Consider the following 11,963-nt stretch of genomic DNA (forward strand, 5'->3'; position numbering starts at 1 on the left):
CTTGGCGTCGGCGGGAGGTCACGCCGAGGGTTCCCTGCCCACCGCGGCGACGATCGGACGCAGCTGCATCCACCACTGCCTGCGCGGCCGGCGTTTGACGGTGTTGGCGTGCTCGGCCATGTGCGCCAGCGGGTAGTCCTTGATCCGGCCCTCGCTCAGGCCGATATAGCGGGCCGCCGGTTCCTCCTCGGCGAACGCGCCGGCCAGCACGTCCAGGGCGGCAGCGGCCATCCGCGTGGCGAGCAGGCGGTCGGCCGGGCTGGGCTCGCCGCCCTGCTGCACGTGGCCGATGATGTTCGTCCGCACGTCGTACAGGCCGTGGCTCTCGCCCCTGAACAGGCGCCCCAGGAAGTCGGTCGTGTACTCGGACGAGGCCATCTCGGAGCGCACCGCCAGGAACAGGCGGCGGCCGCGGCCGAAGGAGTCGCGCAGCCAGCGCACGTCCTGGTTGAGCTGGTCGAGGCTGATGCCGTCCTCGTTGAGGTAGATGCGTTCGGCACCGCCGGCCAGGCCGCCCATGAGCGCCAGGTAGCCGCACTGCCGGCCCATCACCTCCACGACGAAGGCCCTCGTCGTGGCGGCGCCGGACTGCTTGATGCGGTCGATGTCGTCGACGATCTCGTTGAGCGCCGAGTCGGCGCCGATCGTCTCCTCGCTGCCGGGCAGGTTGTTGTCGATCGTCGCGGGCACGCAGACGATGGGGATGCGGAAGGCCGGGTAGCGGTCGGTCTCGCCCTGCATGAGATAGGCCGCCTGGTAGGCGTTCCAGCCGCCGATCACCACGAGCGCGTCGACCCGGTGGTCCTCCAGGGCCCGGCTGATCGCGTAGAACTGCTCGACGCTCGGCACGTCGCGGCGCAGGCCGAGTTCGGCGCCGCCGGCCCCGGTCCAGCCCTCGACGTCCTCCCAGCCGAGCTCGCCGATGGCGCCGCGCAGCAGCCCGGTGAAGCCGTTCTGCACGCCCAGCATCGTGTAGCCGCGGGCGATGCCCAGGCGCACGGCCGCGCGGGCGGCCGTGTTCATGCCGGGCGCCAGGCCCCCGGCGTGCAGGACCGCCACGCGCGGGGCGTCCTCGGTCGCCGTGACGCGGTGCGGGTGGGTCAGTTCCTCGAAGAGCCGGGCCATGTCCGTGAAGTCCTCGTTGCGCAGCCCCATCGCCGCCTCGTAGTCGCCGGCGGCGATGAGCTCGGGCACGCGCCGGGTCTGGGCCACGGCCTCGGCCAGCGGCAGCCGCACGACGTCCGAGCCGCGGATGCCCAGCACCATGCCCTCGGACGCCGGGCTCGCGGTGAGCACCTCGAGGGCGGCCGAGTAGCCCAGCCAGGTGCTGGCCCAGCGGTCGTAGGCGCTCGGCTTGCCGCCGCGCTGCACGTGCCCCAGGTTGGTCAGGCGCGCCTCCTCGTTGTTGATGCGGCTGATCGTCGCCCGCACGTACTCGCTCGTGATGGGCTCGCCGCGGCGGTCCCGCGCGCCCTCGGCCACGACGACGATCGACTCGCGGCGCCCGGCCGACCGGCCGCGGCGCAGCTCGGCGCACATCTGCTCCTCCCAGCCCTCGGTAGGGGGCAGCTCGGGGATGAGCACGTAGTCGGCGCCGCCCGCGATGGCGCTCATGAGCGCCAGGTAGCCGCAGTGCCGGCCCATCACCTCGATGACGAAGCAGCGCTGGTGGCTGGCTGCGGTGGCGGTGATGGCGTCGATCGCGTCGACGATGCGGTGCAGGGCCGAGTCGGCGCCGATCGTCGAGTCGGTGCCCACCAGGTCGTTGTCGATCGAGCCGACGAGACCGGCGATCATGAGGGCGGAATGCCCTGCCGCCATCTCGGCGCTGATCCGTCCCGCGTCGGCGAGCTCCTCCATGATCGCGGGCCACTCGGAGCGGAAGACGTCCAGGCCGGACAGGGAGCCGTCGCCGCCGATCACGACGAGCCGGTCGATGCCGCGTTCCACGAGGTTCTTCGCGGCCTCCACCCGGCCCTCGTGGGTGCGGAAGTCCTTCGAGCGGAACGTACCGATGGCCGTGCCGCCCCTGCCGAGGATGTTGCCGGCGTCGTTCCACGTGAAACGCCGGATCCCGTCGCCGCCGTCGACCAGACCCTGGTAGCCCTCGTAGACGGCGAAGACCTCGGCGCCGCGGCTCATCGCGGTGCGGGCGACGGCGCGCACCGCCGCGTTCATGCCCGGAGCATCACCACCCGAGGTGAGCACGGCGATCCGGATAGGGCTGTCAGCTGCGTCGGTCATGACTCCATCCTTGCTCACGACCGGAGGCACCGGGCAAGAGGGGCCACCCGGGCCACTCCACCGGAGTGCGCCTGCCGCGCATGCCCTGCCCTGACGTACCTGGGCAGGGCATGCCGAAACTGACAGGATGCGACCGTTCTGGGCCCGTTTGGGTCAAGAACAGCCACATCATGTGAGAAAAAGCATGCCTGTCATCGCCCGCCGTGCCCGCCCGGCGTCCTCCGGGCGCGCCGGTGTCATACTGACCGCATGCACGCACTGGTCTGGGCCGTCGTGCTCCTGGGGGCGGCCTGCGCCGGCCTGTGCGTCCTCACCCTCGTGATGCGCCGCCGGCTCGCCCGGCTGCGCGCCGACAACGAGCAGCTGCGCGGCATCGTCAGGCATCGCATGGAACGCCCCAGATCTTCTCCCACGAGGTCCGCACCCCGCTCGCCCTCATCCAGGGTGCCGCCGAACTGCTCCTGGAGGGCACACCGGGGCCGCTCACCGAGCATCAGCGCGAGTTCATCGAGACGATCGCCGACAACACCTCGCAGATGGCCCAGCTGTCCGAGACGATGCTCACCGAGGCGCGCATCGAGGCCCAGCTGCTCACCCTGCGCCGCGAGCGCGTCGAGGTGCGCTCGCTGGTGCGCCAGACGGTCTCCGATCTGCGCCACTTCACCCGCATCCCCATCGAACTCGACAACACCGGCGCCCGCATCGTCCTCGACGCCGACCCGGCCCTGCTGCGCCAGGCGCTGTGGAACCTCATCAACAACGCGGTACGCCACGCGGGGCCCGGGGCCACCATCTGGGTGCAGGTCTCGGTGGCCGACGAGACGGCCGTCGTCGCCGTCACCGACGACGGGGCCGGCATGACCGAGACCGACCGGGCACGGCTGTTCCAGCCCTTCAGCTCGCCGCCCGGCGAGAACGACGGGCACGGCACCGGCCTGGGCATGCTCGTCGCCCAGCGCGTCGTCACCGCGCACGGGGGCCGCCTGCTCATCGACACCATCGACGGGCGGGGCACCTCGATCCTGTGCGCGCTGCCGCTGGGGCATGCCGTCGAAAACCTCGCCCCGTCCGCCGTGGACGGGGCACCGGACGAGGAGGCCTCGTGAACGCACCCACCGCACTGGTCGTCGACGACTAGATGAGTGAGTCCGAATTGGTTGGGTTGGTGTGGCGGTGCTGGGGAAGTAGAGGGAGGGTCTCCAGAGTCAGTGTGTGAGCAATGACCTAGAGACCCTCCTGACCGCACTCTACGTTGATCTTGAAGACCGTGTCCTGCCCGGTCTCGGGTGGAGCCGTGATCACTGTCGCGGGCGCAAACCGAGACTGTCTGATGCCGAGTTAATCTGTCTGGTGGTGGCACAGCAGCTACTCGGGATCGCCGCCGATCGGCGCTGAATCCGGTATGCCCGCAAACACTTGCCCGGCATGTTCCCCCACATGCCGGGCCAGTCAGGCTACGGCAAACGGCTCCGTGCCCAGGCAGGCTTGATCGCTGCGGTGATCACCGAACTGGCCCGCGACGTCGACTCCTGGCACGACATGTTACGGCTGGTCGACTCCACCCCACTGCCGTGCGGGGCCTCACGACAGACTGTGAAACGCTCGGACCTGGCCGGGTACGCAGGCTACGGCTACTGCGCCTCGCATTCTCGGTTCTTCTGGGGATTCAGGCTCTACCTGATCTGTACCGCAGAGGCCATGCCAGTCATCTGGGCACTGGCCAACCCCAAACTCGGTGAACGAGAGGTCACCGCGGCCCTCCTCGAACACGATCACCATCAGATCCGTACCGGGCAGGTCATCATCGCCGACAAAGGATTCGCAGGCAAACAGTTCGAGACCTTCATCAGTGACCGACTCGGCGCGCACCTGATCCGACCCGACCGCAAGAACGAGCCGCCACGGTTCGGGAAGGTCTGCCGCTACCGGCAATGGACCGAAGCGATCTTCGACACCCTCAAAGGCCAACTCACCCTCGAAGACCACGGCGGACGTACCCTACGCGGGGTCTACACCCGCATCGCCGCTCGCCTCCTGGCCATGGCCGCCGCGATCTGGCACAACTGGAAAACCGGCGCCCCCACCAAACGCTCACTGACCGCCTACGACCACTAAACCCAAACGGACTCACTCATCTAGGACCTGCTCCGCCCGGGGCCTCCCTCCTCCGGGCGGACGGCTGCCCACCCACGCCGACCGGCCCCGGCTTCCGGCACCCCTGCCAGGAGCCGGGGCCGGTCCATGCCGGCAGGGCGCGGCCAGGGGCGTCCTCCACGGTCGGGGCCGGCGCGGGTTTCCCGTGTGCCGGCTGTGAATGATGCCCTGTGAGCGATCGGGCTTTGCCTGGCTACTTACCGAAGCGTAGGTTGGCTGTGGCCCCGAAACCTACCAGCGCGTAGGTACGAAGGGGCGCCGGCAGTCGCCTCGGCTCACCGGAAACCAGCCTGGAGAAGAACCCATGTTGACATCACCCATCGAGGCCCCCAACACCGACTACGACACCACCGCCCTGCGCGAGGTCGTCGAGCGCCGGTTCACCTGGGCCGCTGGCTTCGAGCGCAACGTCCACCGCTACGCGAACCGCACCGCCATGACGGACCTGCCAAGCGGCCGCACCTGGACCTACGCAGAGCTGGGCGCGGAGACCGGACGTCTCGTGGCGGGCCTGGCCGCCCGCGGCATCGGCACCGGCGACATCCTCGCCCACCAGCTGCTCAACTGCCCGGAGTTCTCCCTGCTGTACATCGCCGCGCAGGGACTGCGCGCCGTCAGTTCCCCCATGAACTTCCGCCTGTCGCCCGGTGAGACCGCTCATGCGCTGGACCAGCTGCGCCCTGCGGTCTACGTCTACGACACCGGCCAGTCGGCCCAGACCGCCGATGCCCTGCGGCGGGCCGCGTTCCGTCCCGCCGTGCTGGTCGCCGTCGGCGACGGCGAGCCGCTGCCCGGCGCCATCGGCTTCGACGAGCTGTACGCCGCCGAGGCCCCCGGCTTCGCTGCCCCGGCCGACGGCTCCACCTGGGACGAGACGAGCCGGCTGTTCACTTCCGGCACCACCGGCATGCCGAAGGCCGTGCCGCTGACCAGCTTCAACGAGGTGCTCACCGCGCACGACGTCATCATGCACTTCCCCGTCAACCCGCACGACCGCACGCTCAACATGTCGCCCTGGTTCCACCGCGGCGGGAACTACTGCGCCGGTCCGAACACCATGTTCTACGTGGGCGGCGAGGTCGTCATCATGCCCAAGTTCAGTGCGGCCGCCGTGCTCGACGCCGTCGAGCAGCACCGGCTGACCTATCTGGTCGGCGCCCCGACGAACCTGGAGCGGCTGGCCGACGTGCAGGAGGCCGAGCCCCGCGATCTGTCGAGCCTGCGCGGCATCGTCACGATGGGCGCCCCCCTGGAGAGGGCCGCCGCCGTGCGCTACCAGCGCGTGCTCAGCCCGCGCCTGGGCAATGGTTACGGCGTCACAGAGAGCTTCTGGAACACCTTCCTGCGACCCTACGACGTGACGAACCTGCCGGGCACAGCCGGTCAGGCCTGCATCGACGACGACGTCGCCGTCGTCCGTGTCTTCGACGACCGGGTCGCCGAGCCCGACGAGCTCGCCGCCAAGGACAACACCGAGGTCGGCGAGGTCATCATGCGCTCGGTCAAGGCCGGCTACGCCTACGCCGACAATCCGCGCGAGCAGGCCGCGAAGTTCCGCGACGGCTGGGTCTACCCCGGTGACCTGGCGACCTGGGACGAGAACGAGACCATTACCATCGTCGGCCGCAAGGACGACATGATCATCTCCGGCGGCGAGAACGTCCACCCGGTCCAGGTCGAGGAGACCCTCGCCTCGCACCCGGGGGTCGCAGCGGTGGCCGTCACGGGCCTGCCCGACACCGAGTGGGGCCAGCTCGTTGCCGCCTACATCGTCCCCCGGGCCGGCGCCTTCGCCGACGAGCAGGCCGCCGCCACCGAGCTCGACCGGTTCTGCAAGGACAGCGACGACCTGGCCAACTACAAACGCCCTCGCCGCTACGCCTTCGTCGACGAACTGCCGATGACCGCGACCGGGAAGAAGAAACATTTCGTCCTGAGGAACCAGGCCCCCGAGGACGACGATCGGGGCCGCTTCTTCACCCCCTGAGCCCCGTGCGACACCGCCGCGGGGATGCCTTCCGGGCGGATTCAACCGGTCATCGCAACACTGGCTTGTTCCAGACAATCGCAGTTGTTCGTTGAAGACCTCTCTGGGGTCTCTCATCCATGAACTGTGCGGGATCGGCTGTTGAAGGTGTGGCTGCTGCAGTCATCTCACGGCGCTGCTGCTCGCCGCACCGCTCGCAGGCCGCGCGCAGGACTGAGGACCACCGTCAGTCGGGCCCTGGGGCAGGGTCCGGCTCGTGGCCCTCCTCCTCGGGTGTCCGTCGGCCCTTCCCGCCCCGGGGGCGATCCGTGAGACCGGAGCGCCACACGTAGACGCCGAGGAGCGCCGTCCCGGCAGCCAGTGCCACCGCCCACCAGGGGAACCTGGGGATCTCCGGCGGTGCGCCTGCTGCCGCGATGTCCTCGGCCGGGGTCGGTTCGACGCGTTCGCCGGTGACGAGGATGCGGTGGGTGTTGATGCCGAGCGGCGTGCAGGTGACGAGGGTGACGAGGTCGCGACCCGGCTGGACGCTGAGTGTCTGCGTCTCGGTCGGCTCGACCACCTGGGTGTCGCTCACCTGGTAGGTGAGCACCTCGCCGAAGACCTCGATGACGAACCGGTCGCCGACGGTCACCTTGTTGAGGTTGGTGAACATCTCGGCCTGGGCCAGGCCGCGGTGCCCGGTGATGACGGCGTGGGTGCCGGTGCCGCCGACCGGCAGTGAGGTGCCCTTGAGGTGGCCGAGGCCCTTGAGCAGGGTCTCGTCGGAGGTGCCGTGGTAGACGGGCAGGTCGAGGTCGATCGCGTCGATCTTGAGCCGCGCCATGAGGCCCTCGCCGTTGGCGGTGAGCATGGCGTCGTAGTCGAGTGAGTCGTCGCTGCTCGTGCCGTCGCCGGTCGGCACGTTGAGTCCGGCCTCGAGCTGGGCACCGGCGTTGAGGGCCTCGTTGTAGGCCCTGGCCCGGTCCAGTTGGACGGCGGCCTCCGGCTGGACCGTCGCCACGTTGTCCGTGTAGCCGGTGACGGCCTTCGACTGGTTGTACTGGGCGATCCAGCCGGCCGCGGTCGGGTAGGCGAAGACGAGCATGCCGACGAAGGCGAGGAGCGCGGCGAACAGCGAGAACCGCGACAGGCGCCATCTGCGCCCGGGCCCGGCGCCCGCACCGGCCTTGTCCTTGGCCATCACCGTGCTCCTGTATCCGATGCTCTGTCATGAGGATGTGGTGGGGAGACCGGGTCTCCCCACCACATCATTGTCCTTCCGGCCGGTCCTCAGGCGGCCGGGTTTCGTCGTTCAGCGCCTCAGGCGGCTGCCGCTGCCCTACGGGAGCGGACGACTGCCGTGGTGCCTGCCGTGATGATGAGGATGGCGCCGACGACCATCATGAGCACCTTGCCCTGCGCACCGGTCAGCGGCAGACCGGGGACGGCCTGCTTGCTATTCAGAACAATGGTCCCGTAGACACCTTCGTTAGTGGTTCCTGCAGTGACTGTCACCGGAATGCCAGCATTCTGCTTGACGAAGCCGGCCGGGGCCTCGACCTCGACGAGCACGTAGCAGCGCTGGTCCGCATTGCTCGTGTTCACCGAGTCGGACACGTAAAGGCCTGCGATGTTCACAACACCACTCTCATCGGAGGTGAACTGCGTCTGACCGCTCACCGAGATGGGATCGCCTGTCCTCGTGGCATTGGCGCAGTCGCTGGCGTAGGGCTCGGCGGCGTTGTACACCTCGAAGATCGCGCCGGCCAGACCCGTGCTGTGGTTGTCGGCGTCGACCTTGTGCACCTTGAGGTCACCCCAGTTGGTCTGCACCTCGGGAGTCGTGGGCGGGGTGTCCGGCGGCGTCGGGTCCTCAGGCGGAGTCGGCGGCACAGCGCCGTACTGGGTATCGGTGATGAGCTGAGCCGTGTTCTTGATGGCTCCATCGCCTACCGAGGTCACGGTGCCCTGGAAGGTTGCTCTGACCTCTTGGCCTGCGGCGCTCTTCAGCCTGGTGAGACCGGTGCTGGTGAACTTCACCGTGATGGTATTGCCGCTGGTCGTGACGGTGTAGTCGGTGTTCAAAACCAAAGGAGTGCCGCCGAGGGTCACCTGCGAGACAGCCGGATTGGAGAACCTGGAGTCCATCTCGTCCTTGATCTGGAAGTACTGGAAGTTCGCCGCGTCGTCCAAGGCGGGCACGGTGGTGGTCACCGGGAACGAGACGGTCGAGCCAAGACCGTACTGCGTCTGGGTCTCGATGGTCTTGTCAATGGAGACCTCGGTGTTCTTCGGGTAGACGTTGACATCGTACAGCCACGAGCCGTCGTACGGGTAGGGGATCGTCACGACGAAGGGCTTGGCCTTCTGGACGATGTTGCCCGGCGCCGAGGTTTCGCACACCAGATAGGCCTTCACGGGCAGGTTGCCGATGGTGGCCTCACCACTGCCATTGGTGGTGCCGCTGCCGGCCGAAGCGCCGAGCTCCTGGCCGGCAAGGGTCGGCGAGGTCGGATTGGCGCAGGCACTGTCGGGAACCTCAAGGGTCGACAAGGTGTCCCAGTCGGCCGACTTAGACAGGTCGAGGCTAGTGATCGGGTAGGCGGCGAAAGTGACATTGCCGACCGGATCGCCGCTCACGCTGCCCGTGCCATCGGGATTGGCCGCAGTGCCATCCCCATTGAGGTGCTTGTGAATGATGATCGAGCCAGTGGCATCCTGGTTGATGTTGCCGTAGTTGGGATCGGCACTGGCGACACCGGCGCCACCGATCAGGCCTGACAGGCTCAACGCCACAACCCCACACATGGCGGCAAGGCGCCGCGCAGCGGGGTGTTTGTTCGTCTGCATGGGTTCCTGACTTTCTTTCTCAAACCGTCCGGACCATCCGGTACGGCATGGGGTGGGCCTAAGGGTGTCCGAGTCTTGTCCGTTATCACCCTTTGTTCAGCTGCCCCACCATGGGGCCAGCCGCGTCGTGTTCCGGGCTCGTGTCTGTTACCGGTAACGACCACGTTTTCTTAAATTGTCACTACGAATCGCTCTCAGCCGGTGAGCCTGATCCATATCTCTTACGTCGTATCCACCCCCGAAAAATCCATGACTGTCGAGAGCGGCAGAATATATTGAATTGTCAAGTACAGCAAGCCGGGGTTACCCGGGGCCCAGGCCATCGCAGGCCTGGACCCCCGGCCGTCAGCCTGACACCTGTGTGCCGCTGCGCGTCTTGTGCTGACGGATGGCCAGCGCACCACCGGTCGCGAGGAGTGCTGCCGCTGCGAGTCCATAGAGCAGTATCCCGGGGCCGCCGGTCAGTGGCAGTGGCACGGCGACGGCCGTGTCATTGACGGTGATGACGTCACCGCCCTGGTCCGTCCTTGACACTGTGACCGTGCCGGAGAAGGCGTCGGGGTTGAGCAGGGTGATGCCGTCCACGGTGAGGTGGAAGCCGATGGGCTTGGACAGTCGTTCGTGGCCGGCCGGGGCCTGGGTCTCGACCAGCCAGTAGTCGCGGTTGAGGTCGAGGGCCGCGGTGGTGAATACCGAACCGTCGTCCGGGTCCACCGTGACGCCCTCGTCGAGAGGCGTGGCGCCAGGGCTCGACGGATCGACAGCGTAGATCGCGAAGGTTGCCCCGCTCACGCTGCCCTGGATACCGGTCTTGCGGACCGTCACCTGACGCCGGGCGGTGTCAGGGTCGACCGGGCCGCAGGCCGTGTTGTTCTCCGGGCCGTCGACGTCCTTGTCCTCCTCGGCGATCACCTCGTTGAACAGTCCGTGCCCGGCCTCATACCCGGACTCGGTCTGGGAGCAGGCGAGGTTCTGGACGGCGTAGCCGGACGCCGACGGGTCGAGGGTCACGTTGACCCGCACGTGGAAGACCTGGCTCTGCCCCGGCTCGAGGGAGACGCCCTGGGTGATCTGGTAGCTGCCGTCGCCGGCATCCTCGGCAACGGCGCTGTCCTGGCCCAGCTCGGCCGGATCCTGGCTGATCCACACCGTGTTCACGCCAAGGCCGGCGGCAAAGTCGGGACGGTCGACCAGCACGCCGCTGTCCTGGGTGGTGGCGCCGTCATTGGTGACGGTGATCGTGTAGTCGGCGTTGAAGGTCGGTGTACCGGCCGTCGCGTCGGAGCCGGTGAAGGCCTTCTCCACTCTCAGCTGGGGGGTCGGCTCCATATATCTGTTGTGCCATGTGCAGGTGATGGTCACCGCGGCCGAGCTCTGCGCCAAGCCCACGTTGTCCAGGTTCAACGTGCGCGTCTGAAGATTGACGGCATCGGTCTGGTCGAGGACATTGCCGTCCTTGTCGAGCAGGGGCGTGCCGTCGCCCTGCGTGCAGGTCACTCCGGACAGCTCCCAACCGGGCGTGTCCTCGGTCGGTGGTGAACCGACCTGGTTCTCCTGAACAGCGGCGTCGTTGTTGGGTGCGAATAATTCATAGGACCGCGAGTCGATCGCGGCACGATCGCTTCCCCACCCGGAGGGCCGGAGCGCGCTCGGGGTGCCCCACTTCTGCGCCGCCATCGAGTCGTTCTGTGAGACGTTGGTATAGGTGAACTCCGGGATCTCCACCGACTCCTGGGCCGTGCTGCTCCCGGTGACGTCCTTGGCGAAGGTGACCGTGCGCACCTGCTCCAGCGAGCCGTAGAGACAGCCGTAGGTGTCCTTGTTCTCCTGGGTGACGAAGGTGTCCTCCAGCCTGGACTCGACCGATGACGCATCCGTGGTGCACACCGCGTTCCGGCCGTTGTTGACGAAACCGCGCAACACGAGCTTGTACGAGATACCTGTCGACGGGTCGATCCATGCGGTGTCGGAGCTGTGCGAGGTCATCGACAGGATGTCGTCCTCGCAGGACCGGCCGTCACGTCCGTAGATCGCGGCGCCCTCGGCGCCTCGGGCCTCGGTGTCCTCGTCGGGGAAGGAACGCAAGACACCGTCGCGGTCATATGCGTAGTGATAGCGCGAACTCCACGGCCAATTCACCCAGCCTTCATCATCCCATTCATCCCCGCTCCACTGCCCATAGACCGCCCTCGGACCGATGTTTCCATACTGGTCGAAGGCGTATGCCCCGTTTCCGGAGGCATCGTAGTTGCCCTGGGCGTCGAAGGTGGACCGGCAGGTGTTGAGCGTCTCGTTGAGCTCGAAGGGGAAGGTAGCCTGGAGCGTCGAGGCCAGATCGATGTCCATGTCCCCATACATATGGGTATCGCCGCTGCTGGTCTGAATTCCGAAACCGGTGTAGATGGGGGCGTTGTGATGCCGCATCATGCCGACGAGGAAGACATCACCGACATCGACCGCGCTGGTGTCACCAGGCATGAATCCGACCGAGCTCTGCCCCACGGGGTCGAAGCCGCTCGGGCACGATGTGTTGATCGGCGAACCATAGGCGAACAGGGCATAGTTTCCCGCGGTCACGGTGGTGGTCGTCGTTGCATCCAGGATGGGAGCCCCGGTCGAGGGGCTGTAGCGCAGGCAGTAATGCTGGTTCGCGAACCGCGTATCGTTCGGGCTTCGCTCGGTGTAGACATCACGAATCCTGGATGAGGTCGACCCGAAATTGACCCTGACGTCGGGTGCAGCGGCG

The 11,963-nt window shown here is 67.6% G+C and carries 6 protein-coding genes and 1 pseudogene; 3 read left to right on the plus strand and 4 right to left on the minus strand.

Annotated elements, in window-relative coordinates; genetic code table 11:
- Window positions 1–18: 18 nt before the first annotated feature.
- Entirely contained in the window at window positions 19–2,244 is a 2,226-nt protein-coding gene (locus D9T14_RS08480; protein WP_119161982.1) for a 6-phosphofructokinase, read from the minus strand.
- A 302-nt stretch (window positions 2,245–2,546) separates the two neighbouring features.
- Here D9T14_RS08480 and D9T14_RS08485 point away from each other — a divergent pair, with 302 nt between their 5' ends.
- The 3 genes and pseudogenes from D9T14_RS08485 to D9T14_RS08495 all read left to right on the plus strand — a co-directional run bounded on the left by D9T14_RS08485 (window position 2,547) and on the right by D9T14_RS08495 (window position 6,385).
- On the plus strand, window positions 2,547–3,350 hold the full coding sequence (locus D9T14_RS08485; protein WP_119161981.1) for a sensor histidine kinase: 804 nt from the start codon (window positions 2,547–2,549) through the stop codon (window positions 3,348–3,350).
- A gap of 106 nt (window positions 3,351–3,456) precedes the next feature.
- Window positions 3,457–4,359: pseudogene (locus tag D9T14_RS08490) on the plus strand (IS982 family transposase).
- Window positions 4,360–4,702: 343 nt separating this feature from the next.
- Window positions 4,703–6,385 carry a class I adenylate-forming enzyme family protein gene (locus D9T14_RS08495; protein WP_119161980.1) on the plus strand — a complete coding sequence of 561 codons (1,683 nt, stop codon included), beginning with the start codon at window positions 4,703–4,705 and terminating at the stop codon, window positions 6,383–6,385.
- A 226-nt stretch (window positions 6,386–6,611) separates the two neighbouring features.
- Here D9T14_RS08495 and D9T14_RS08500 read toward each other — a convergent pair whose 3' ends face one another.
- The 3 genes from D9T14_RS08500 to D9T14_RS08510 all read right to left on the minus strand — a co-directional run bounded on the left by D9T14_RS08500 (window position 6,612) and on the right by D9T14_RS08510 (window position 11,794).
- Window positions 6,612–7,568 carry a class C sortase gene (locus tag D9T14_RS08500; protein WP_119161979.1) on the minus strand — a complete coding sequence of 319 codons (957 nt, stop codon included), beginning with the start codon at window positions 7,566–7,568 and terminating at the stop codon, window positions 6,612–6,614.
- 119 nt (window positions 7,569–7,687) lie between these two features.
- A complete protein-coding gene (locus D9T14_RS08505; RefSeq protein ID WP_119161978.1) occupies window positions 7,688–9,217 on the minus strand; it encodes a SpaH/EbpB family LPXTG-anchored major pilin in 1,530 nt (509 codons plus the stop codon).
- Window positions 9,218–9,562: 345 nt separating this feature from the next.
- Window positions 9,563–11,794 (minus strand): SpaA isopeptide-forming pilin-related protein, encoded by a 2,232-nt coding sequence (locus D9T14_RS08510; protein ID WP_126464141.1) that lies wholly within the window; start codon window positions 11,792–11,794, stop codon window positions 9,563–9,565.
- Window positions 11,795–11,963 lie beyond the last annotated feature (169 nt).

Source organism: Propionibacterium australiense (genome assembly GCF_003666605.1).
GTDB classification, from domain to species: domain Bacteria; phylum Actinomycetota; class Actinomycetes; order Propionibacteriales; family Propionibacteriaceae; genus Propionibacterium; species Propionibacterium australiense.

Excerpts from the sequence above, each read along its gene's own strand:
- D9T14_RS08480 (WP_119161982.1), bottom strand. The coding sequence starts at position 2,244 with ATGACCGACGCAGCTGACAGCCCTATCCGGATCGCCGTGCTCACCTCG.
- D9T14_RS08495 (WP_119161980.1), top strand. The coding sequence starts at position 4,703 with ATGTTGACATCACCCATCGAGGCCCCCAACACCGACTACGACACCACC.
- D9T14_RS08500 (WP_119161979.1), bottom strand. The coding sequence starts at position 7,568 with ATGGCCAAGGACAAGGCCGGTGCGGGCGCCGGGCCCGGGCGCAGATGG.
- D9T14_RS08505 (WP_119161978.1), bottom strand. The coding sequence starts at position 9,217 with ATGCAGACGAACAAACACCCCGCTGCGCGGCGCCTTGCCGCCATGTGT.